The organism is Streptomyces roseirectus (assembly GCF_014489635.1).
GTDB lineage: Bacteria > Actinomycetota > Actinomycetes > Streptomycetales > Streptomycetaceae > Streptomyces > Streptomyces roseirectus.
In genome coordinates, this window is sequence record NZ_CP060828.1 from 944,143 (window position 1) to 966,886 (window position 22,744).

At 74.8% G+C, this 22,744-nt stretch carries 18 protein-coding genes and 1 pseudogene; 13 read left to right on the forward strand and 6 right to left on the reverse strand.

Features of this window, described 5'->3' with window-relative positions; translation table 11 throughout:
• The 4 genes and pseudogenes from IAG44_RS03685 to IAG44_RS03700 all read right to left on the reverse strand — a co-directional run bounded on the left by IAG44_RS03685 (position 1) and on the right by IAG44_RS03700 (position 4,868).
• A complete protein-coding gene (locus IAG44_RS03685) occupies positions 1-1,614 on the reverse strand; it encodes a WD40 repeat domain-containing protein (protein ID WP_187745692.1) in 1,614 nt (537 codons plus the stop codon).
• Positions 1,615-1,915: 301 nt separating this feature from the next.
• Positions 1,916-3,153, reverse strand: a pseudogene (locus tag IAG44_RS03690) (nSTAND1 domain-containing NTPase); the annotation flags it as partial.
• Between the two features lie 46 nt (positions 3,154-3,199).
• On the reverse strand, positions 3,200-3,904 hold the full coding sequence (locus IAG44_RS03695; RefSeq protein ID WP_187745694.1) for a FadR/GntR family transcriptional regulator: 705 nt from the start codon (positions 3,902-3,904) through the stop codon (positions 3,200-3,202).
• A gap of 79 nt (positions 3,905-3,983) precedes the next feature.
• Positions 3,984-4,868 carry a DUF3152 domain-containing protein gene (locus IAG44_RS03700; protein WP_187745695.1) on the reverse strand — a complete coding sequence of 295 codons (885 nt, stop codon included), beginning with the start codon at positions 4,866-4,868 and terminating at the stop codon, positions 3,984-3,986.
• Between the two features lie 89 nt (positions 4,869-4,957).
• On the opposite strand from IAG44_RS03700, the gene IAG44_RS03705 reads away from it, so the two are divergent.
• The 11 genes from IAG44_RS03705 (at position 4,958) to IAG44_RS03755 (ending at position 16,484) form a co-directional block, all read left to right on the forward strand.
• On the forward strand, positions 4,958-5,647 hold the full coding sequence (locus tag IAG44_RS03705) for a response regulator transcription factor (RefSeq protein WP_187745696.1): 690 nt from the start codon (positions 4,958-4,960) through the stop codon (positions 5,645-5,647).
• Positions 5,644-7,074 (forward strand): ATP-binding protein, encoded by a 1,431-nt coding sequence (locus IAG44_RS03710; RefSeq protein WP_187745697.1) that lies wholly within the window; start codon positions 5,644-5,646, stop codon positions 7,072-7,074. Before IAG44_RS03705 ends, IAG44_RS03710 begins: the two co-directional genes overlap by 4 nt.
• Positions 7,071-7,610, forward strand: a complete 540-nt coding sequence (locus tag IAG44_RS03715; RefSeq protein ID WP_187745698.1) for a GerMN domain-containing protein — start codon at positions 7,071-7,073, stop codon at positions 7,608-7,610. The genes IAG44_RS03710 and IAG44_RS03715 overlap by 4 nt, the downstream gene beginning before the upstream one ends.
• Before the next feature lie 155 nt (positions 7,611-7,765).
• Positions 7,766-8,431: a GTP cyclohydrolase II gene (locus IAG44_RS03720; protein ID WP_187745699.1), complete on the forward strand. Its 666-nt coding sequence runs from the start codon at positions 7,766-7,768 to the stop codon at positions 8,429-8,431.
• The gene (locus tag IAG44_RS03725; RefSeq protein ID WP_187745700.1) at positions 8,428-10,113 is read left to right on the forward strand and encodes a WD40 repeat domain-containing protein; all 1,686 of its coding nucleotides are present in this window, start codon (positions 8,428-8,430) and stop codon (positions 10,111-10,113) included. Before IAG44_RS03720 ends, IAG44_RS03725 begins: the two co-directional genes overlap by 4 nt.
• A 208-nt stretch (positions 10,114-10,321) precedes the next feature.
• The gene (locus tag IAG44_RS03730; RefSeq protein ID WP_187745701.1) at positions 10,322-11,020 is read left to right on the forward strand and encodes an SAM-dependent methyltransferase; all 699 of its coding nucleotides are present in this window, start codon (positions 10,322-10,324) and stop codon (positions 11,018-11,020) included.
• Positions 11,017-12,270: an SGNH/GDSL hydrolase family protein gene (locus tag IAG44_RS03735; protein ID WP_187745702.1), complete on the forward strand. Its 1,254-nt coding sequence runs from the start codon at positions 11,017-11,019 to the stop codon at positions 12,268-12,270. The genes IAG44_RS03730 and IAG44_RS03735 overlap by 4 nt, the downstream gene beginning before the upstream one ends.
• Positions 12,267-13,250 (forward strand): formylglycine-generating enzyme family protein, encoded by a 984-nt coding sequence (locus IAG44_RS03740; protein ID WP_187745703.1) that lies wholly within the window; start codon positions 12,267-12,269, stop codon positions 13,248-13,250. Before IAG44_RS03735 ends, IAG44_RS03740 begins: the two co-directional genes overlap by 4 nt.
• A 29-nt stretch (positions 13,251-13,279) precedes the next feature.
• A complete protein-coding gene (ribD, locus tag IAG44_RS03745; protein WP_187752484.1) occupies positions 13,280-14,353 on the forward strand; it encodes a bifunctional diaminohydroxyphosphoribosylaminopyrimidine deaminase/5-amino-6-(5-phosphoribosylamino)uracil reductase RibD in 1,074 nt (357 codons plus the stop codon).
• On the forward strand, positions 14,350-15,741 hold the full coding sequence (locus IAG44_RS03750) for a flavodoxin family protein (RefSeq protein WP_187745704.1): 1,392 nt from the start codon (positions 14,350-14,352) through the stop codon (positions 15,739-15,741). The genes ribD and IAG44_RS03750 overlap by 4 nt, the downstream gene beginning before the upstream one ends.
• A complete protein-coding gene (locus tag IAG44_RS03755; protein WP_187745705.1) occupies positions 15,738-16,484 on the forward strand; it encodes a class I SAM-dependent methyltransferase in 747 nt (248 codons plus the stop codon). The genes IAG44_RS03750 and IAG44_RS03755 overlap by 4 nt, the downstream gene beginning before the upstream one ends.
• Before the next feature lie 278 nt (positions 16,485-16,762).
• Here IAG44_RS03755 and IAG44_RS03760 read toward each other — a convergent pair whose 3' ends face one another.
• Positions 16,763-18,217, reverse strand: coding sequence for an MFS transporter (locus IAG44_RS03760; protein ID WP_187745706.1), 1,455 nt, complete (start codon positions 18,215-18,217; stop codon positions 16,763-16,765).
• Positions 18,218-18,284: 67 nt separating this feature from the next.
• Here IAG44_RS03760 and IAG44_RS03765 point away from each other — a divergent pair, with 67 nt between their 5' ends.
• Together IAG44_RS03765 and IAG44_RS03770 are read left to right on the forward strand one after the other, a co-directional pair.
• Positions 18,285-18,941: a TetR/AcrR family transcriptional regulator gene (locus tag IAG44_RS03765; RefSeq protein ID WP_187745707.1), complete on the forward strand. Its 657-nt coding sequence runs from the start codon at positions 18,285-18,287 to the stop codon at positions 18,939-18,941.
• Positions 18,942-19,065: 124 nt separating this feature from the next.
• On the forward strand, positions 19,066-21,822 hold the full coding sequence (locus IAG44_RS03770; RefSeq protein ID WP_281404269.1) for an AAA family ATPase: 2,757 nt from the start codon (positions 19,066-19,068) through the stop codon (positions 21,820-21,822).
• Positions 21,823-22,123: 301 nt separating this feature from the next.
• Here IAG44_RS03770 and IAG44_RS03775 read toward each other — a convergent pair whose 3' ends face one another.
• The gene (locus IAG44_RS03775; protein ID WP_187745709.1) at positions 22,124-22,711 is read right to left on the reverse strand and encodes a TetR/AcrR family transcriptional regulator; all 588 of its coding nucleotides are present in this window, start codon (positions 22,709-22,711) and stop codon (positions 22,124-22,126) included.
• Positions 22,712-22,744 lie beyond the last annotated feature (33 nt).

Below are 22,744 nucleotides of genomic sequence, written 5' to 3' on the forward strand. Positions count from 1 at the left end.
TCAGCGGCTGTGCCGCCGTCCGCCGGCCGGGGGGGCGGAGACGCCGTAGGCGAAGCGGGTGCCGTCGGGGCTGAACGCCAGCAGGGGGAGGGTGCCCGCCGGGTCGACGGGCAGGGCGGGGTCGGTGGAGACCGGGACGGCGGCCGGCGGGAGGGTGCGCAGGAGACGGCCGTCGGAGGTGGCGCGGAGGGTGACGGTGTAGTGGCCGCCGGTGCGGCGGGCGACGGCGTAGGCGCGGCCGTCGGGGCTCAGGCGCACGCCGTCGGCGGGTGGGCCCCAGGCGGTGGTGACGGCCGTCCCCGCGTCGACGGTGTGGACGGTGGCGCCCTCTAGGTAGCGCAGGGTGTGGCCGTCGTCGTCCCAGACCAGGCCGCCGTAGAGGTGCTGGTTGCCGAGGGCGTGCCGGAAGACGGGCAGGGCTGGGTCGGTGAGGCGCCAGACGCGTAGTTCGGTGGTGTCGGCGGTGGCGAGGAAGGCGCCGTCGGGGCTGAAGGAGGCGTCCTGCGTGTCTTTGTCGTCGGTGTCGGCGAGGCGGGTGCCGGTGGCGGTGTTCCAGACGCGGAAGCCCCTGTCCGTGCCGGCGGCCAGCCTGCCGTCGGTGAGGGCGAGGAAGCCGGTGTCGTCGCACAGGCGGTCGCGCTGCCAGGCGCCGGGCAGGGCGCGGCCGGTGGCGGTGTCCCAGAGCCGGGGTGCCCCGCCGGCGGGGCAGACGGCCACCCGGCGGCCGTCCGCGCCGAGCGCGGTGAGCGCGGGGCGGGTGGTCGTGGTCTCGAACAGGACGCGTCCGTCGCCGGCCCGGCGCAGCCGGACCCGGTCGCCCTCCGTGGTGAGGACGGCCCGGCCGTCGCGGGTGAAACTCGGGCGGACGGCGGCCCTCGGCGCGGGGCCGGCCCAGCGGCGGGTGGTGGTGTTCCACAGGCGGACGCGGCCGTCGGCGCCGGTGACCGCGAGCAGCCGGCCGTCCGCGCCGGCGGCGGTGACGGTGCCCGCCGGGACGCGGCCCGAGCCGGTGGCGCGGCGCCCCGGCACGTCCCAGGTGTGCCAGGCGGTGCCGTCGGCGCTGACGAGGGTGTGGCCGCCGTCGGCGAGGGCACGGTAGGGGCCGTCGCCGGGGGCCGGGTCCGTGAACGTGTCCGTCTCCGCCTGGTCGAGGGAGCCGAGCAGGGCGCGGCGCGTCTCGGGCAGACCGGCGATCCGCCAGGCGGCGGCGCCCAGCAGGAGCGCGGTGCGGGGGTCGGTGGTACGCAGCGCGTCGGCCACGTCGGCGACGCGGCGCGCGGCACTGTGGATCCGCTGGGTCCGCGCGGCCTCGTACTCACGCCGGACCACGAACGCCGTGCTCATCGCCACGGCGAGGACGGTGATCAGGGCGCCGGTGAGGACGCGGTGACGGCGGCCGATCCGGGCCGCGGCCCGCCGCTCGGCGTCCCGCGCGGCGAGGGCGGCGTTCAGGAAACGGCGTTCGGGGGTGGTGAGGACGGGGCCTGTGGGGTGAGCGGGGTTCGTGGGGCGGCCGGGGTCTGTGGGGTGGCCGGGGTTCTCGGAGTGTCCGGGACCCGTGAGGTGAGCAGGGCTCGTGGAGTGGTCGGGGCCCGTTGGGCGGAGGGGGGCCATGGGGCGGGCAGGGTTTTTGCGGCGACCGGGGCCTGTGAGGCGGGCAGGGTCTGTCGGGGGGGGCGGGACTCGCGAAGTGGGCGGGGCCCGTGCGGCCGGCATGGTCCGTGGGGTGGCCAGAACTCGCGGAGTGGTCGGGGCCCGTGAGATGAGCGCAGCTCACGGGATGGTCGGGGCTCGTGGGGTGGTCGGGGAACAGTTCCTCGGCGCGGGCGAGCAGCGTGCCCCGGTACAGGGCGCCGGGGTCCTCGTCGTGGTCGGCCCAGGCGCGGGCCGCCCCCGCCAGCATGCGGTGCTGGAGGAGGCGTTCGCGGTCGTCGTCGATCCAGGCGCGCAGGCGGGGCCAGCAGGTGAGGAGGGCGTCGTGGGTGAGGCGCAGGCCGTCCTCGTCGGCGGTGAGGAGGCGGGCGTCCGTCAGGTGTCCGGCGACGGCGGGGACGTCCGGGTGGGGCCACTGGGCGAGTTCGGCGCGGGTGAGCGGGCGGCTCGTGTCGGGGGTGCCCTGGCCCGGGACGACCATGCGTTCCAGGAGGAGGCGGGCGGCGTGCGCCTGTGCCGGGGCAGGGCCTCGTAGGTCTCCTCGGCGAGGGCGGCCAGGGCGCCGGGCACTCCGCCCGCGGTCTCGTGCGCGGCGAGGGTGAGGAGGCGGCCCCTGCGGCGGTGCCAGTTCTCCAGCAAGGCGTGGGAGAGCAGGGGCAGTGCGCCGGGGGCGTCGGCGGTCTCCTCCAGGAGACGGGCGGTCAGGGCCCGTTCGACGATCAGCCCCGCGTGCTGGGCGGGGCCGACCATGGCCTCCCGCAGCTCCCTCGCGGTCATCGGGGGGAGGGGCAGCCAGGGGTCCGCGAGGGCGGGGTGGTCGGCGCGGTGGGGGTGGAAGTCGGCGCGGACGGCGAGGAGGAGGTGGGGGCCGGTGGCGTGGGTGCGGGCGGTGTGGAGGAGGTCGAGGAAGGCGGCACGTTCTCTCAGGTCGGTGCAGCGGGTGAAGACCTCTTCGAACTGGTCGATGACCACCCAGCGTTCGGGGACGTCGATGGGGGCTTCAGCAGGGGCTTCCGCGAGGGCGAGGAGATGACCGTGGGTCGTGGCGGGGGCCGGCCCCGGGGTGATGAGGTGCGCCTCCCCCAGCGCAGGAACCACACCGGCCCGCAACAGAGAGGACTTCCCACTGCCCGAGGGCCCGGACAGCACCACGAACCGCCTCTCCCGCACAAGACCGATCACCTCGTCGACCACCCCACCCCGGCCGAAGAACAGATCCCCGTCCCCGACCTCGAACCGATCGAGCCCCCGGTACGGCCCCCGGCTCCGACCGGGCCCCTGTTTCAACTCGTCGAAAACCCCGCCACCTTCGCCATCGTCCGATACGACGGACTCCCCGCCCCCCTCCGCAACTCCCTCAGCTCCCCCGCGAGCCGCCCCACCGGCCCACCCTCCGGATCCAACTTCCTCTCCGGACGCCCCATACCCGCATAGCTCCGTCACACCTGCCGAGACCCACATCAGGCGCGACGACGATACGGGGACCAACACGGCAACCATCCGGACAACGGACAACAGCCAAGTAACAGACCAGAAGCCGCCGTGTTCAGGAGCTGTCCGGTAGTCCTGAGCGGACGTGGCCGCGGAGCCAGTCCTCTGTGTTGCTGACGTGCATGAGGGCGGCGGCCTGGCTGAGGACGGCGTCGTGGGCGGAGAGGGCGTGGTAGATGGCTTCGTGTTCGGCGAGGGTGCGGCCACCGGCCTGGTCGTCGACGAGGCCGCGCCAGATGCGGGCGCGCAGGGTGCGGCCGGACACGCCTTCCAGGAGGGTCAGCAGGGTTTCGTTGCCGGTGGCGGAGACGACGGCGCGGTGGAAGGCGGCGTCGTGGGAGTTGAGGAGTTCGACGTCGTCCCGGGCGTCCCGCATCGCGTCGAGGTGCCGTTTGACCTCGGCGAGCTGTGCCTCGGTGATCCGCGTCGCGGCGAGCGCGGTGGCGACGGGTTCCAGCAGACGCCGGACCTCCATCAGGTCCAGCAGCGCGGCGGAGTCCCCCTGGAGCAGTTCGACCGCGCCGCCGAGCCCTTCCAGCAGCAGACTCGGTTGCAGGCTGGTGACGTACGTGCCGTCCCCCCGCCGCACCTCCAGCACCCGGGCGACGGCGAGCACCTTCACCGCCTCCCGCGCCAGGTTCCTGGACAGCCCCAGCTGTGCCGCCAGCTCCGGCTCCGGCGGCAGCTTCGACCCCGGGGCCAGCACACCCGTCCGGATCAGTTCACGGATCTGCGCGATGGCCTTGTCCGTCAGGGACAACCTGGTCCCCTTTCCCTGGTACCCGCATCAAACGTGACGCCGATCATAGTTCCGGACCAACGGGCCGGCGGACCCACGGTCACGGAACCGACGGGCCGCTGATGCGGCGGCCCTGCCGGTCGTAGGGCCAGGCGTTGGGGACGCAGCCGTGGAGCCCTTTTATCTGTTGCATCATCGCGGGCGCGGGCGCGCCCTTCGCGGGGCACGTCTCGTGGCCGTGGCCCAGGAAGTGGCCCACCTCGTGGTTGATGACGAGGGCCCGGTAGGCGGGGATGTCGTCGGGGTAGTACCGGGTGGCCGTGAGCCAGCGGCGCAGGTTGACCATGACCTTGTGGGAGACGTTGCAGTTGAGTTCACCCCGGGTGTCCAGGCCGTACTCGGCGCAGGTCGCGTCGACGGTGGCCGGGGTCGCCACGCGGACCACGAAGTCGGCGGGGCCGGACGAGACCCGGCGGAAGGCGGTCCGGCCGTCGGCGGTCCAGCCCCGGGAATCGGCGAGGATCCGCTCGACCTCCGCCGCGGTGTCCGTCAGGGAGAGGCCGAGGTCCTTCTCGATCTCCACCTTGTAGCGCCAGAGGTTTCCCCGGCCCGTTCGGCGGCCGGTCCCGGGGGCGGTGCGGTAGACCCCCGAGCCGCGTTCGAGGATCGAGACGGACGGCGACGGCGACGCCGATACCGATGCCGATGCCGATGCCGATGCCGAAGGAGGCTCCGCAGCAGGGGACTTCACGCCCGGCACCCCCTCCACCCTCGATCCCACCCCCGCCCCCGCCCTTGTCCCCCCGCCCGTCTCCCACGCCGCCACTCCCCCGATCCCCCCGACCGCAGCCACCGTCGCCAGCACGGCCGGCGCGAGCGACCGCCTGCGCGGAGCGGCACGGCGACGACGACGGCGCCGACGGGCACGGGGGCGGGAGCGAGGTTCTTCGTGAGCTGTCACGAGGCTCCAAGGTGGCCGCGCCATGTGATGACCCTTGGCCCAACCGACAACGAAACGGTAACGGGTGTTTGGTTCTGTGGTTTCCTGAGCGCTAGTTGACCGTTACTGACCCAATGTCACGTGTACTTCTGATCGAGGACGACCGAGCCGTACGCGAGGGAGTCGCCCTGGGCCTGCGCCGCCAGGGCCACGACGTGTGCGCGACGGCGACCGGCGAGGAAGGACTCGACCGGCTGCGCACGTTCCGCCCCGACCTCGTCGTCCTCGATCTGATGCTGCCCGGCATGCCGGGCCTGGAGGTGTGCGGACGGATCCGCGCGGCCGACCAGACCCTCCCGCTGATCATGGCGACGGCGCGGGGCGACGAGGTGGACATCGTGGTCGGCCTGGAGGCCGGCGCCGACGACTACGTCGTCAAACCGGTGACCGCCCGCGTGCTGGACGCCCGGATCCGGGCGGTGCTGAGACGGGCCGGCGGCACCGGCGCGGACCTCCCGAGGATCGACACCTTCGGCGAACTGACCGTCGACCGCGCCGGCGTGACCGTCACGCTCAGGAACACCCCGGTCGCCCTCGCCCCCTCCGAGATGCGCCTGCTGCTGACCCTCTCCGCCTCACCGGGCCAGGTGTTCAGCCGGCAGCAGTTGCTGGAGGCGGTGTGGGAGCACGACTATCACGGCGACGCCCGTCTGGTGGACGCCTGCGTCAAACGCCTGCGCACCAAGCTGGACGAGCCCTCGCGCGCGCCCCGGTACATCCACACCGTGCGCGGCTTCGGCTACCGCTTCGCCACCGGCCGGTGAACCGCCCGCTGCGCGGCCTGCGTCCCCGTCTCATCGTCGCCTTCGTGCTGGTCGCCGCCGTCGCCACGACCGCGACCGGCGCCCTGACGCTGCGCGAGGCCCGCACCGGCATCCTCCGGCAGAGCCAGGACGCGGTGATCCACCAACTCCGCACCCGGGTGAGCCAGCAGGCGCCCGCCCTGCGCTACCCGCCCGCGCGGGCGGACCTGCGCGCGTTCGCCGACGGCATCGCGGAGGCGGACGGCCGGTGGCGGGTGCTGGCCGAGTACCGGGACCTCGGCGCCGGGGACCGGCTGGACGAACTCACGCCGGAGATACGGGAGTCGGTGTCCGACAGCAGGGCGACCGTGTTCCAGCGGGTGCGCGCGGACGGCCGCACCTCGCTCCTGGTCGGCATGTCCGTCGTCTTCACCGACCGGAGCACCACGGCCTCCGGCGTCCGGGTGTTCCTGTCGGTGCCGCAGACGGTGGAGCAGCGGTCCGTCGACGCCCTGGTCACCGGCGTCGAACGGGCCATGCTGGGCGCTCTGGTGCTCGCGGTGGCGCTCGCGCTGTTCGCGGCGCGCGGGGTGCTGGTGCCGGTGCGGGCGCTGCGGCAGGCGACGCGGCGGATCGCCGAGGGCCGGCTGGACACCCGGCTCGCGGTGCACGGTTCGGACGAACTCGCCGACCTGTCCCACACGTTCAACGAGACGGCCGCCGCCCTTGAGGCGTCGGTCGCGGAGCTGCGGGAGATGGAGGCGCGGGCACGCCGGTTCACCGCCGACGTCTCGCACGAACTGCGCACGCCGCTGGCCGCGATGTCGGCGGTGACGGACGTCCTCGACGAGGACGCGGCCCGCCTCGACCCGGACACGGCCACCGCCGTGCGGCTGATCAGCGAGGAGACGGGCCGGCTCGCCTCGCTCGTCGACGACCTGATGGAGATCTCCCGCTTCGACGCGGGCGCGGCGGCCGTGCACCGGGACGTGATCGACCTCGCCGAGTCGATCCGCCGCACGCTCGCCGCGCGGGGCTGGACGGACGCCGTCGAGGCCCAACTGCCGTACCCGGTGCGGGCGGACGTCGATCCGCGCCGGGTGGACGTCGTCGTCGCGAACCTCGTCGGCAACGCGCTGCGGCACGGGGAGCGGCCGGTGAGCGTGCGGCTCGCGTCGGACGGGCGGGAGGCGGTGATCGAGGTGCGCGACAGCGGGCCGGGGATCGCCGGGGACGTCCTGCCGTACGTGTTCGACCGGTTCTTCAAGTCGGACTCCGCGCGCACCCGTTCGGAGGGCAGCGGGCTCGGGCTCGCGATCACCGCCGAGAACGTCCGCGCACACGGCGGATCGGTCCACGCGGCGAACCATCCGGCCGGCGGCGCCGTCTTCACGGTCGCCCTGCCACTCACGCACGAGTCCCCGCCGCCCGAACCGGAGCAGCCGTGATCGCCGCCCGCCGAGCCCTCCCCGCGCTCGCGCTCCTCGCGCTGCCCTCCTGCGGCATCCCCACGACCGGCATTCCCGCGACCGACGTCGTCGAGGCGGGTCCACCGGCGACGGGGATCGCGCCGGTGGCGGCCGTGTACTTCGTGCGCGGCGGCGCGCTGACACCGGTGCTGCGGCTGACCGAGGCCCCCGGTGACCCCGAGGCGGCGCTGGCGCTGCTGCTGGGCGGACCGCCGGCCGAGGACCACGTCACGTCCGAGCTGCCGGCCGTGGGACTCGGCCCGCAGGACCAGCCGGCACCGGCGGAACCGGCGGCACCGGCGGTGTCGGTCGACGGCAACGCGATCACCGTCCGGTTGCCTGCGGAAATCCGCAACGTGAACGCGCTTGCCGTCGCCCAGGTCGTGTGCACGGTCGCGGCGGCCCGCCGGATGACGTCACGGGACAGCTCGCCGGTGACGGTGGATCTCAGTGCGGGCGGCGTCCGGCTGGCCAGGGAGTCGGACGCGCGCTGCCCGCAACCCGGCAATGCCTGAGCCCTCGAACGCCGTTGGCGGAGCGTTCACCGTGAACGTTCCCATCTCGGTAGCGGCCGCAAAACGTTTCGGAGGGTGTCTCGGTATATCCGTACTGTGCGCGGTCGTGACGGTGTGACAACGTCATCTCGCCGTTACCAGCGGAGGGACGATCCATGTTGAGCACGTCCGATGACAAGAAACCGCGACCGGGGGCCAGTTCGCTCGCCGGTGCCGCCGAGATCCGTGCGCGGGTCGAGGTGCCGGTCCGCAGCAGCGACGGTTCCTGGCGCACCGCCGAGATGATCAGCTTCACGGGGCTCGCCGACGGCCGGGAGCACATCGCCGTCGTGTTCCCGTCCGCGAGTCCCGTCCCCCTCGTCCGTGTGCATTCGGAATGCCTCACGGGCGACGTGTTCGGTTCCGCCCGGTGCGACTGCGGGCCGCAGCTCGCCGAGGGCGTCGACCAGTTCGCCGAGAAGGGAGGGATCCTGCTGTATCTGCGTCAGGAGGGACGCGGCATCGGGCTCTACAACAAGCTCGACGCCTACCGGCTCCAGGACCAGGGCCTGGACACGTTCGCCGCGAACCGGGAGCTGAACTTCTCGGACGACATGCGTGACTACGGGGTCGCGGCCCAGATGCTGGCCGCGCTGGACGTGTCACGGATCCGGCTGCGCACCAACAACCCCGACAAGGTGAAGCAGTTGGAGGAGTACGGCATCGCCGTGGAGGAGGTGATCCCGACAGGGATCCACCTCAACGAGCGCAACGAGCACTATCTGCGCGTCAAGGCCGAGTGGGGCGGGCACACCATCAAGTTTGCGGGAGAGTCCATATGATCCAGCACCGCGGACCCATCAGCGGCATCGCCGCCTGGCGGGACGAGTACGTCGCCACGGCCGGCTACGACAACCAGGTCATCTGCTGGGACCAGCGCACCGGCCGCGCGGTGTCGCGCTCGTTCCACGACCACCTGGCCAACCAGTGCCAGTTCTCGCCGGACGGCAAGCACCTGCTGACCTCGTCCAGCGACTACACCGCCCGGCTGTGGACGGTTCCCGAACTGCGGCTCGTGGCGGTCCTCGGGGACCAGCGGGACGACGTGGAGATGTCGGTCTTCCACCCCACGAAGGAGCTGATCGCGACCGCGTCGCGCGATCACCGGGTGCGGGTGTACGACTTCACGGGCCGGCTGCTGCACCGCTTCGAGGGGCACACGGCCGACGTCATCTCGGTCGAATGGGCGCGCGGCGCCGACGAGTTGATCTCCTCCAGCGACGACGGCACCATCAAGCGCTGGTCGCTGGTGACCGGCGGGATGACCGACGACCTGGACATGGACGGCATCGAGACCGACACCATCGCCATCTCGTCGTCGGGCACGATCTTCGCCGGCAACGACGAGGGACAGATCATCGTCGTCGAGGGGGCGGAGACCGTCACGGTGCCCGCGCACGACGCCGGGATCAAGCGGCTCGTCCTCGATGACACGCGTCACCTGCTGGTGAGCCTGTCGTACGACCGGACGATGCGGCTGTGGGACGTGTCGTCGGGCTCGCCGGAGTCCCTGGACACGGCGGATCTGCCGCCGGACGTGTGGCCGCGCTCCTGCGCCTTCGCGGGCGGCACGCGCCTGGTGTTCGCGACGTTCGGCGCGACCTACCGGGGCTACGACTACCAGACGCGCGCCTGGGACACGGCGACCGTGCCGGCCACCGGCGGGGTCAACGCGGTGCTGCCCGAGCGCGGCGGTTCGACGCTGACGGTCGGCGACGCGGGTGTGGTGCGCCGGGACGGCGAACCGGTCGCGGAGACCGGCAGCCTGTGCAACTTCCTCACCCCGCTCGGCCCGCTGGTCCTCTCCGGCGGCCAGCTCGGCAAGGTCTTCGACGCGCTGACCGGCCGTGAGCTGTACCAGCACCGCTCCCCGCTGAACTGCGGCGTCGCCTTCGAACGCGACGGCGAGCAGTACGCGGTGATCGGCGCCTACACCGGCGAGGGGCTGCTGCTGCGGCTGACCGGGGACACCGTCGAGCACGTGCGGGACCTGGAGCTGAACGTCAACGCGGTCAAGGACGTCGCGGTCTCCGGCGACTTCCTGTTCTCCGTCGCCGCCGACGCCTCCGCGACCTGGTACCGGATCTCCACGCTGGAGAAGGTCGCCACGGTCGAGGACGCCCACGACAAGATCGCCAACGGCTGCACGGGGCTCGTCGACGGCTGGTTCGCGAGCATCAGCCGTGACCTGAAGCTGCGGATCTGGCACCCGGACCGCACCGCCGAGGTCGTGGACACCCCGCACACGCACTCCATCAAGTGCGTCGCCGCCGACACCGACGGCCGGCTGATCGCGGCCGGCGCCTACGACGGCCACGTCGCCGTCTACGACCGGGTCGACGGCCGCTGGACCGTCGTCGACCGGCCCACCACCTCGGGCATCTCCTCCCTCGCCTACGACGCGCGCCGCAAGCTGTTCGTCGCGGGCTCCTACGACGGGCAGGTCTACCCGGTCGCCGGCTGACCCACCCGCCCGCGGGAGCGGGGGCCGTGCCGCTGTCCGGCCGCCGCGCCTCGTCCTCGTCCTTCTCCGACAGGTCCTTCGCGCCGCTTCCCGTACCGACGCGCCGGAGCCGTATGCCCGCTCCGCCGCCCTCGTGTGCCCGGCCCCCCTCCCGCGCCCCCGGCCACCCGTGCCCTCCTCACCCGTACACGACAGGACGTCATCACCCATGCCCAGCCACCGGATAGCCGCCCGCTACACCCTCACCCCCGCGTCCGGACCGTCGCTCGACGAGTCGGCGTACGCGGATCTGCTGCGCACCGACTTCCAGGACCACTACGCGGGCGGCCGTGACGTGTGGACCGCCGAGACGGCCATGCGCGAGGCCCCCCGTCTGCTGCTCGCCGCCCTCGGCACCCGCGCCGACGCGCCGCACGTCCTCGACATCGGCACCGGCCGTGGTCTGGACGCCGCGATCCTCGCCGAGGCGGGCTGCCGGGTCACCGGCATCGACCTCGTCGAGTCCCCGGAGTGGGCCGCGCTCACCGCCCGCACCGACGGCCGCGCCCGCTTCGACGCCTGCTCGCTGGCCGACCTCGCCGGCACGGCGGTCTACGACGGCGTCCTCGACAACGGCTGCCTGCACCACCAGCACCCCGACGGCTACCCCCGCTACCTGGAGCGGGTGCGTGAACTCCTGCGCCCCGGCGGCCTGTTCACGGTCTCGGTGTTCGAGTCGGCGGACGGCCCCGGCAAGCTGTACGCGAACGACGCGCAGCGCCTGTACCGCGAGTTCACCGAGGAGGAGCTGACCGGTCTGGTCACCGCGTACGGCTTCGCCCTCGCCGACGTCGCCTCGGTGCCCCGGGGCACCGGTGACCTGCGCTACCTGGTCGGCACCTACCGCGCGACCGCCGAGAGCCGATGAGCGGCGCCCGGTGGACGCCCGTCGCCGGAGCGCTGCTGAGCGTGGCCCTGCTGGGCGCCGCCCCCTCGGCCGTGGCCCAGCCGCGCGCCGGGGAGTGGGCCGGCACCTGGGGCACCGCGCCCGCGCCCGCCGCGCCGGACGGGATCTCCCGCGAGGGGTTCACCAACCGGACGGTGCGGATGGTCGCGCACACCTCGATCGGTGGTGACGAGGTCCGGCTGCGGCTGTCCAACGCGTACGGCACGGGCCCGCTGGCGCTCGGCCGGGTCACGGTCGGGCTGGCCGTCTCTCCGGGTTCGGCGGTGGCGGTGCCCGGCAGCCTGCGCGCGGTGACGTTCGGCGGCGCGCCGGCCACGACTCTCGCGGCGGGCGCGCAGACGGTCAGCGATCCGCTGCCGTACCCGGTGCCGGCGGGCGCCGATCTGCTGGTGAGCGTGCACCTGCCGGGGCCGACGGGTCCCGCGACCTGGCACTGGCTGGCCCAGCAGACCGCCCACGTATCGGAGCCCGGCGACCACACCGGCGAGCAGGCGGCGACGGCGTTCACGCGCCAGGAGACGTCCTGGTTCTTCCTGACCGGCGTGGACGTGCGCGGCACGGGTGCGCGCGGCACGGTCGTCGCGCTCGGCGACTCGCAGACCGACGGCTCCGGCTCGACCCTGAACGGCAACGGCCGCTGGACGGACGCGTTCGCCCGGAAGGTCGCCCCCTCGGGGGTCGGTGTCCTCAACAAGGGCATCGGCGGCAACCGGGTGCTGCGCGACGGCAGCGAGACGGAGCGTCCGCAGCGCGGGACCAGCGCGCTCGGCCGGCTCGACCGGGACGTCCTGGACCAGTCCGGGGTGTGCGCGGCCGTCCTGTACGAGGGCATCAACGACCTCCAGCTCGCGCCTTACGCGAGCGCCGGTGAGGTTCTTGACGGGCTGCGCACCCTCGCCGGACGGGTGCGCGCACGCGGGATCCCCGTGGTCGTGGGGACCCTCACGCCGTTCAAGGACTCCCCGTTCTGGACCGAGAAGGCCGAGGCGCAGCGTGTGGCGCTCAACGCGGCGCTGCGCACGTCCGACGCGTTCGACCACGTCGCCGACTTCGACGCGGCCGTGCGTGACCCCGCCGATCCCGAGCGGGTGCGCGCGGGCTTCGACTCCGGCGACCACATCCACCTCAACGACGCCGGCTACCGCGCGGTCGCCGACGCCGTACCCACCGCCGCGCTCGCCGCGTGCGCCCCGCAGAGGAGGAGCCGATGACCGACGCCCCGGTGCTGGCCAACCCCAACACCCTCTCCGACCGGGCAGCGATGGGGCTGCCCGACTCCTTCCGGTCCCGGTCGGGACCGTGGCCGGTGCGTGACCACCGCGACCTGCTGTCCGTGCCCGCCGAGACGCTGGTGGCCGTCGCCGAGGACCCCGAGTCGTCCTTCGCGCGCCGGCACGCGGCGGGCACCGTCCTCGGGCTGATCGGCGATCCCCGGATCCGCCCGGACGACCCGCCGATGGTGGACGTCCCCGGCGCCCGCGTCCGCCTGGGCCTCGCCCCGGGCGACGTCGGCCCGGTCACCGCGCGCTGGCGGCACGCCGGGGTGATCGAGGACTGGATCGCCAAGGAGTGCCCGGTGTACGAGGTGGAGCTGCCGGGGTTCCGGATCGGCCTGCACCCGGTCACCAACACCGAGTACCGGCGTTTCCTGGAGGACACCGGCTCGACCGAGCTGCCGACGTCGTGGCGGTTCGGCGTCCATCCCGACGGGTTCGGCAACCACCCGGTGTGGACGGTGACGCCGGAGGCCGCCGACGCGTACGCGGCGTGGCTGTCGCGGCGGACCGGGCGGGCGTTCCGGCTGCCGAGCGAGGCGGAGTGGGAGTACGCCGCCGCCGGGCACGCGGGGCGCGAGTTCCCGTGGGGCGCGGAGTTCGACGCGGAGCGCGCCAACACCGTCGAGGCGGGGCCGCTGACGACGACGCCGATCGGGGTGTACCCGGGCGGGCGGTCGCCGTTCGGGGTGTACGACATGGCGGGCAACGTCGAGGAGTACACGGCCGACGACTACCGGCCCTACCCCGGCGGCAGCGCCGTCGCCGACGACCTCGCGGTCACCCGGGGCACGTACCGGATCGCGCGCGGCGGCAGCTTCACCCGGTTCGGGGACCTGGCGCGCACGCGGCGCCGGCACGGCTGGTACGAGCGGGACATCTACGCCATGGGCTTCCGGCTCGCGGAGACGCCGTGAGCGCCGTGACGGCGGCCGAGGAGGCCGCGATGCGGCGTGCCGTGTCGCTCGCCGGGGCCGGCCTCGGTCGCACCAGTCCGAATCCGGCGGTCGGCTGTGTGGTCCTCGGCGCGGACGGCACGGCCGTCGGCGAGGGGTTCCATCCGGGCGCCGGGCAGCCGCACGCCGAGGTCGAGGCGCTGGCGATGGCCGGGGAGCGGGCGCGGGGCGGGACGGCGGTGGTCACGCTGGAGCCGTGCGCGCACACCGGGCGCACCGGCCCGTGCGCGGACGCGCTGCTGGCGGCGGGGATCGCGCGGGTCGTGTACGCGGTCCCGGACCCGAACCCGGCGGCGGCGGGCGGCGCGGCGCGGCTGCGCCGGGCCGGGGTGGAGGTCGTCGGCGAGGTCCTGCGGGCGGAGGCCGAGCGGGGCAACGAGCTGTGGCTGACGGCCGTGCGGCGCGGGCGGCCGTGTGTGACCTGGAAGTTCGGGGCCACCCTCGACGGGCGCACCGCCGCGCCCGACGGGACGTCCCGCTGGATCACCGGGCCCGACTCGCGCCGTGACGCCCACGCGCTGCGCGCCGCGCACGACGCGGTGCTCGTCGGGTCCGGGACGCTGCGGGCCGACGATCCCCATCTGGGGCTGCGGCACGGGGTCGAGGGGCGGGCCCCGCTGCGGGTCGTCCTCGACCGGGACGGCACGATCCCGGCGGACGCGCGGGTCCTCGACGACGCGGCGCCGACCCTCGTCGTGACCGGTCCGCACACCCCGAAGCCGGTGCTCGGTGACCGGCACGAGGTGCTGCGCGTGCCGCTCGTCGACGGGTCGCTCGACGTGCGCGTGCTGCTGGACGAGCTGTGGGCGCGTGACGTGCGGTCCGTCCTGCTGGAGGGCGGGGCCCGGCTCGCGGCGTCGTTCGTCGGACGGGGGCTGCTGGACCGGGTCGTGGCGTACGTGTCGCCGCTGCTGCTCGGCGCGGGCGCGCGGCCCGTCCTCGACGACTTCGGGGCCTCGACCCTCATGGCCGGCCTGCGGCTGCACCTCGGTGAGGTGAGCCGGCTCGGTGACGACGTGCGGCTGCTCCTGCGGGTGCGGGCGCTGCCCGGGGAGGCGCCGTGAGCCCCACGATCGCCGTGATCTACCACAGCCGGCGCGGCACCGTCCGGGCGCTGGCGGCGCTGGCCGCCGAGGGGGCCCGGGAGACGGGCGCCGAGGTGCGGCTGCTGCGCGTCGCCGACGACGCGGCGTCCGCCGGCGACTGGCCCGAGCGGATCGCCGAGCCGGAGGACGTCCTGCACGCGGACGGTCTGGTGCTGGCCGCGCCCACCTACTACGGGATGGTCTCCTCCCCCTTCAAACGGTTCCTGGAGTCGACGTCCCCGCTGTGGGGTCAGGGGCTGCTCGCCGACCGGGTGGCCACCTGCGTCACCGCGTCCACGCAGCGCCACGGGGGCCGTGAGGCCACCCTGACCTCGCTGCACCACACCCTGACCCACTGGGGCTGCTGGGTCGCCGGGGCCGACCCGGGGGACCCGGTGACCCTGGCCGCCGGCGGAACGCCGTACGGGCTCGTCGCCGACAACAGCAAGGGCATGCCGGGAGCGGCCGAACAGACGGCCGCGCGGGCCCTGGGGCGCCGACTGGCCGAACTGACCGCGCGGGCCCACCCGGAGGGACGCCGGCTGCGGGGTCCGGCGCCGGAACAGCGGACGGTACTGGCCACGCCGGGCGGGCTGCGGGGGGCGGGGGCCGTTTCCGGCGACCTGCCGCCGGCCGCACCGCCGTCGACCGCACCGCCGCCGGGCACGTCCGCCGCACCGCCGGGCCCCGGCATGCCGTTGCGCCCCGTCCGTCTCACGGTCGTCTATCACGGCGAGGACGCGGCGACCCGGATCCTCGCGCAGGAGGCGGCGGCGGCCGCACGGGCGCTGGGGGCCGGGGTGCGGCTGCGGTGTGTGGCCCGCGAGGGCGCCTCCCGGGACGCGGACTGGCTGGGGCCGAGGGCCACGCCGGCCGGTGCCGAGGACATCGCGTGGGCGGACGCCGTGCTGTTCGGCGCCCCCGCGCGGCTGGGCGCCCTGGCCGCGCCGCTCCTGGAGTTCATCCAGTCGCTGGCCCCGACGGACACCGCCCCGGGCCCCCTGTGGGGCAAGCCGGCCGGCGGTTTCACGGTCGTCCCCACACCTCACGCGGGCGCCGAGACCGCCCTCCTGGACCTCGGCCACATGCTCCTCCACACGGGCGCGGTCCTGGTCCCGCCGGGCTACACCGATCCGTCGGTGGAGGCCGCCGGCGGCAACCCGTACGGCACTTCCTGGTCCCTCACCGAGGGCCCTCTCCCCACCCCGGAGGCCACCGCCGCCGCGGCTCACCAGGGCCGTCGGACGGTCCTGGCGGGCGATCTGCTGCGCCGGTCCCCGGCCATGGCGCCGGCCCCGGATCTCGTCACCCCACCCACCCCACCCGGCCCCGTCGGGCCCGCGGCGTCCGTAGGGAGCACGGTATGAGCGTCAGTGTGCGGCAGTACGACGGCATCGGTGAGACGTACGAGGGTTTCAAGTCGCTGCCGATGGCGCGCTGGGCGGAGTGCCCGAGCTTCCTGGGGATGCTGGGCGACGTGCGCGGCAAGTCGGTGCTCGACCTGGCGTGCGGGACCGGGTTCTACACCCGGTGGATCAAGCGGCTGGGCGCGGCGGAGGTGCTGGGGACGGACGTCTCGGCGGGGATGGTGGAGGCGGCGCGGGCGATCGAGGAGCGGGATCCGCTCGGGGTGCGGTACGCGGTCGCGGACGCGGCCGAACTGCCGGTCCCAAAGCGGCCGTTCGACGTGGCGAGCGCCGTGTACCTGCTCAACTACGCGCAGGACGAGGACGAGATGGAGGCGATGTGCCGGTCGGTGCGCGGGAGCCTCGCGCCCGGCAGCCGGTTCTTCGTGCTGACGCAGGCCCCCGAGTACCGCTTCGACGGCCCGTCGATGGCGAAGTACGGCTTCACGTACGACCCGGTGGCCCACAGCCCGATCGGCCCGCGCGTGCGGATCGTGGCCCAGCTGGATCCGCCGGTGGAGTTCGTGACGTCGTACCCGCGCCGTGAGGTCTTCGAGCGGAGCCTGACGAAGGCGGGGTTCGACGGCGTGACGTGGGTGCCGTTGCGGGTGTCGGAGGAGGGGCTGCGTGAGCGGGGCACGGAGTACTGGGCGGACTTCCTGGCGAACCCGCCGCTGATCATGCTGCACTGCACGGCCGTCTGAACGCGCGTCGGCCTGGCCGCCTGTCCCGGGAGGGGGAGGCGGCCAGGCCGTGTGCCGTGGGGAGGTGACACACCAGGCTGCGGGGGAACTGCCCCGCGCCCGCACCGCCCCACGGAAGCCCCGCCCGGTTGCCAAGCCGGGCGGGGCTTCCTCGTGCCGCCGGGGCGGGTCCGGCGCGGCGGCGTGCGCGCGACGGGGGAACGAACACGCACACCGCCCGCCGGGAGGTGCCCCGGCGGCACGTCCCGGCCGGGCCTGAGCCCGGCCGGGAGCCGGTGTCACCCGGCGGTGGCCGGGGCCCGCAGCCTGCGGGCGAGGACGACGCCGATCAGGGCGAGGACCGCCGTCAGGCCGAACAGGGAGCCGAGCGCGACGCGGGTGCCCGCGTCGTAGTGCTCGCTGATCGCGAGGGCCGCGCCGCCGAGGCCGGCGATGACGCCGGTGGCGAGGGTCTGCGCGAGCTGGAGCGCCCCGCTCATCTCGCCCTGCCGTTCGGCGGGCGTCTGCTCCAGCGTGTCGGTGGTCGACGCGTTGAAGCCGATGCCCATCCCGATGCCGCCCACGGCCCAGCCGAGGACCGCGATCCAGCCCGGGACGGCGTGGGTGAGGATCGACAGCGTGATCAGGCCCACCCCGGCCAGCAGGATGACGAAGCCGAGGACGACGCTGCCGGTGCGCCCGCCGGGTGTGGCGTCCCGTTTGGCCTGCCAGGCGGAGCCGAGCACCCAGGTGATGGCGCCGGCCGAGAGGCCGAGCCCCGCCTCCCAGGCGCTCTGTCCGCGCAGCTCCTGGAGGCCGAGCGGGAGGTAGGCCTCGCTGCCGAAGTACACCCCGCACAGCAGCCCGCGGATGACGACGCCCGCGCCGAGTCCGGGCCGCGCGGTGAGGGTCCCCTCGGGGGTGACCCGGCGCAGCGCGGGCAGGGCGACGGCGGCGCCGGCCACCGCGAGGACGGCGAGCAGGACCAGGTTCTCCAGCAGGAGCGCCTGGAGGAGCACGCCGGTGCCGACGGTGAGCAGGACGGAGTTGGCGAGCGGGCCCTTCCACCAGGGTTCGGCGGGGGCCGCCGTCCGCTCCGCCTGCGGGCGTTCCAGGCGGCGCAGTGCGGGGAGGCTGAGCACCGCGGCGACGGCCACGATGGGCAGCATGATCAGGAACACCGTGCGCCAGGTGGTGGCGTCGGCGAGGGTGCCCGCCAGGACCGGGCCGATCAGGGAGGGGATCGTCCAGGCCGAGGAGAGCAGGGCGAACATGCGGGCCCGCAGGTGTTCGGGGTAGGCGAGGCCGATCACCGTGTAGGCCATGGCCATGACGGCGCCGACGCCGAGCCCCTGGAGGAAGCGGCCGGCGAGGAACAGCGGCCAGTTCCCGGCGGCGCCGGCGAGGGCGCAGCCGAGGGCGAAGACGGTCATGCCGGCGACGGCGGGGGCCCAGGGTCCGCGCTGGTCGGCGGTGCGGCCGGCGAGGACGGTGCCGATGATGTTGGCGAGCATCAGGGCGGACAGGCCCCAGCCGTAGGCGCCGAGTCCGTCGAGGTCGCGGGCGATGTCGGGGAGGACGGTGGCCACGCCGAGGGATTCGAACGCGACCATGCCGACGGACAGGATCACGCCGAGGCTGAGCGCCCGGTACGGGCCGGAGAAGACGCTCTCCGAGCGTTTCGGCGGAGCGTCCGTGGGCTCGGGCGTGGGCTCGCCCAAGTCGTCCGGTAACTCGTCGACGTGCTGGGACATGAGGTCACCTCGTGTGAGAGAATTACTTTCCGATGCGGAACGGAATCATAAAGGTAGGGGAAGCTCGGTGAACACACCACAGGGCACTCGGGGCGCGGACTCCCTCACGGCGCAGCGTTCGCGGGGCCGTCCGCGCGACGAACGCATCGACACCGCCGTCCGCAGAGCCGTGATGGAGATCCTGAACGAGGTGGGCTACGGCCGGCTGACGCTGGAGGCGGTGGCCGCCCGCGCCGGGACGACGAAGCCGACGCTGCGGCGGCGCTGGCGTTCGCGCCAGCACCTCGTGGTGAGCGCGCTCGTGCAGACGATGGGTTCCTCCCCGACGCCCGACACCGGCTGCACCCACTGCGACCTGATCGCCGGCATCCGCACCCTGAGCCACGCGTTCACCACGACCGTCGGCCGCCGCGCGCTGCCCGCGCTGATCGCGGACCTGGCCGACGACCCGGAGCTGGAGTCGGAGTTCCTGAGCGAGCTGTTCCACCCCCGCCGGGCGGCGACGGCCGCGGCCCTGCGCCGGGGCATCAGGCGCGGTGACATCCGTCCCGACGCCGATATCGACCTGCTGCTCGACATGCTGGCGTCGACGGCCTACTACCGGATCCTCTTCGGGCACCTGCCGCTCACGCCGACGCTCGCCGAGGACGTCGTGGAGGTCGTCCTCAAGGGCGTGGCCACCCCGCAGTGGCACAGCAACCACGGGACGGTGCACGACCTCTGAGCCTCGCGGCGCCCCGGGTCACGCCGCCCCGGGGCGCACCACCGCGCCGCCCGGACCGCGTACGGCACGCGGGGCGCGGGAGCCACCGCACTTCCGGGGTCCTCGGGACGAGAAAGGGAATCCTGTGCTCAGCCGCGACTGTGAAATGTCCGAGGTGCAAAAGGCCCTCGCCTCCGCCGCCTCCGGATCGGGGGCCAGTCTTCTGTTCGAGGGGGGCATCGGGTCCGGCAAGTCGTACCTGATGCGGGCCGCCGTCAGAACCGCCCGTGCGCACGGCTTCGAGACGATACCCGTGCGCGCCCGGCCCTCGGGCCCCGTGCTCGCCCACGACGTGCTGCGCCGGCTGGACGCGGTTCCCTTACCCACGGACCCGGCGCGCTCCGGGTACGACGCGCTCGACGACGTCCGCCCGGGGCACCCGGCCGGTTCACGCAAGCCGCTGCTGCTCGCGGTGGACGACCTGCACTGGGCCGACGCGCAGTCGCTGCGCTGGCTGGAGCGGCTGTCGGCCCGCCTTGAGGGGCTGCCGGTGGCGCTGCTGGGGTCGCTCACCCCGGGGCTCGCCCCGCCCCAGGAGGAGGCGCGGGGCGACGGACGGGGCACGCTGGCCCGGGTGGTCTCCGACTTCCACCACCACACGGTGCTCTCCGGCCTCGACCCGGACGCGGTCGGCTATCTGCTGGCCTCCTTCTTCGGGCGTCCCGTCGCCGACGTCCTGGTGCGCGCCTGTCACCGCGCGACCGGCGGGAACCCGCTGCTGACCCAGGCCCTGCTGCGCGAGCTGCGCCGGGCCGGGGCGACGGGTGAGCCGACGCGGGACCAGATCGCGGCGCTGGGTTCGGTGGAGGTCGCCGAGACGGTCGTGGCCCGCTTCGAGGACCGCTTCCCCGGTATCGGGCGAGCCCTGGACGCCGTCGCCGTCACCGGGCGGGCCGCCACCGCGTCCCTGGTCGCCGAGCTGATCGGGGTGCCCGGGGTGGAGGCGGCCGACATGCTGCACGTCCTGGTGCGCTGCGGGGTCCTGCACGAGGCCGGTGAGGGGGCGGTGTTCGCGCAGCCGCTGGTGCGGGCCTCGTTCCTGGCGGCGCTGGCGCCCAGCGAGAACGCCCGGCTGCACGCGGCGGCGGCGCACGCCCTGCACCGGCTCGGCGCCCCCGGCGAGGAGGTCGTCCACCATCTGCGCCGGGCCCCGCGCATCGGTGAACGCTGGGCCCAGCGGCTGCTGTTCGACGCCACCTGCGCCGCCGTCGCCCGGCACGACGTGGAGGAGGCCCGCGCGCTCCAGGAGCGATGCGCCCTGGAGGACGGGCCGGACGGCCGCGCCGAGCTGCTGCGGCGCCTGGGCCGCGCGGAACTCGTCGCCGACGCGCCCGCCGTCGCCGCCGGCCGGCTGCGCGCCCTGGGCCGGCCGCCGGTCGACGACGCGGCCGGCGCGGTCACCCTCGTGAACCTCGCCCTCGCCACCCTGCTCGACGGCGACCTCGCGGGCGCCCGGCGCGACCTGCGGACCGGGCTCGCCGCCCTCGGCCCCCTCGACCCCGCCCGGGAACCGGCCGCCGGAGCGTTCGCCGTGCTCGGGGTGCTCACCCTGATCGGCGGCACCAGCCGGACCACGCTGCCCGTCCTGCCCGTCGTCCCGGCCGCCCGGACGCCGTGGGTGCGGTGCGCGCAGTCGACGCTGGCGGCGCTCGCGGCACGGCAGCACGGCGGGCGGCGCGAGGAGGCCGTCCGGCACGCGCGCGCGGGGCTCGCCGAACCCGTCGTGCCCACCGACGTGCCCACCGCGCCGTTCCGGCTGCTGCTCGCGCAGGTGCTGTGCGACGCCGGGGAGCACCACGAGGCGATCGAGGTGTGCCGTGCGGTGGCCGCGGGCGCCCGCCAGGAGGGCGCGCGGACCATGGCGGCCCTCGCCGAGGCCGCCCTCGCCGCGTGCTGCCACCGGGCCGGGCTGCTGCGCGAGGCGGTCCGGGCCGCGCGCACCGCGCTGACCGACGGGCCGCCCGGACCGTGGCTCGGCAGCGCGCTGGCCCGCTGTCGGCTGGCCGGGGTCCTCGTCGACACCGGGGACCTCGACGGGGCGCGCCGGCTGCTGCTCGACGAGCACGCCCCGGCCCCGCTGCCCGAGCCGGTCCTGCCCGGTCTGCTGCTCCAGCGGGCCCGGCTGCACGCGGCGCTCGGCCACCCCGAGGCGGCCCTCGCCGACCTGGAGGAGTGCGGGCAGCACCTGCGCGACGCCTGCCACCACGAACTGTCGCCCTGGCGCCGGACGGCCGCCGTGCTGCACGCGCGCGCCGGTGACCTGGAGACGGCCGAGCGGCTGGCCCGCGAGGAGCTGGACGCCGCCCGCGCCTGGGGCGCCCCCGCCACCGTCGCCGCCGCCCTGCACACGCTGGCCCGGGTCGACCGGGGCGGGCAGAGCCTGCCCCTGCTGTACGAGGCGGCCGGGCTGCTGCGGGGGTCGGCGGCGCCGCGCCTCGAACACGCCCGGGTGCTGCGCTCCCTCGGGCACGAGTTACAGCGCCTGCGCAAGGTCCGTGACGCGCGCGAGCAGTTACGTTCGGCGCTCGCGCTGGCCGAGGAGTGCGGGGCGCGCACCCTGGTCGACGACCTGCGCGACGACCTCGCCTCGGCGGGCGCCCGGCCCAGACGGGGCACCGAGACCGGCCTCGACGCGCTGACCCCGGCCGAGTACCGGACGGCCCTGCTCGCGGCGGAGGGGCTGACCAACCGGGAGATCGCCGACCGCTGCTACGTCACCCGGCGGACCGTGGAACTCCATCTGAGCCGGGTCTACCGGAAGCTGTCGGTGTCGGGGCGCAGCGACCTGCCCGGCGCGGTCGGGGGCTCACCCCGGCCGGTGGTGCTGCGGCCGGCCTCGTGAGGGCCTGTGTCACATCCCCGGTCGGATAGCGCGCGTCGTCTGGTGCTCCCCCAAGCTCTCCCGAGCAGGGGGTACCCCCAGATCGCAAGGCGCCGGAGCGCCCGCGACGGGGGTGCCCCCTGGTCGAGCGAAGTCGAGAGCTTGGGGGAGGAGTCACGTGGGCGGTTCGGCAACGCGGCTGGGGGCACCCCCTGCTCGCAGAGCTCGGGGGAGTGCGTGCCAGACGACGCGCGCCCGGCCGGGGACGTGACACAGGCTCTGAGGGGGCGCCCGTGAGCGCCCGGTGTCCGCCGGGGCCCTGTCACGGGCGGGCCAGGTACGTCAGGACCATGTCGACGCTCTGGCCGGTCAGTTCCGGGGTGACGGGGCCGTGGCCGAACAGGGCCCGGTAGTAGAGCGGGGCGGCGAGCGCGTCGAGGACGAACTCCATGTCGAAGTCGGGGCGGATGTCGCCGCGCTCGACGGCCGTGCGCAGCCGGCGGGCCGTGGAGGCGCGGCGGGGGCGGAACACCGAGTCGAGGAATTCCCGGCGCAGTTCGGGCTGCCCGGCGAGGTCGGCGACCAGACCGGGCAGGACCTGGCTCATGCCGGGCGCGGCGAAGGCGGCGCCGAGCGTGCCGATGCCGGTGACGAGGTCGGCGCGCAGGTCCCCGGTGTCGGGCGTGGGCTCGTGGCCCAGCACGGTGACGACCGCCTCCGCGACCAGGTGCTGTTTCGTGGGCCAGCGGCGGTAGATCGCCGGGCGGTAGACGCCGACGCGGGCGGCGACCTGGCTGATGGTCAGGCCCGCGTACCCGGTCTCCGCCAGCAGTTCGAGCGTGGCGGCGAGGACGGCCCGGTCGATCTCCGGGTCCTTCTTGCGACCTGCGGTACGGGGGGTGGTGGGCACGGGGGTTGCCTTTCGGTGCGGGCGCGGTCGGTG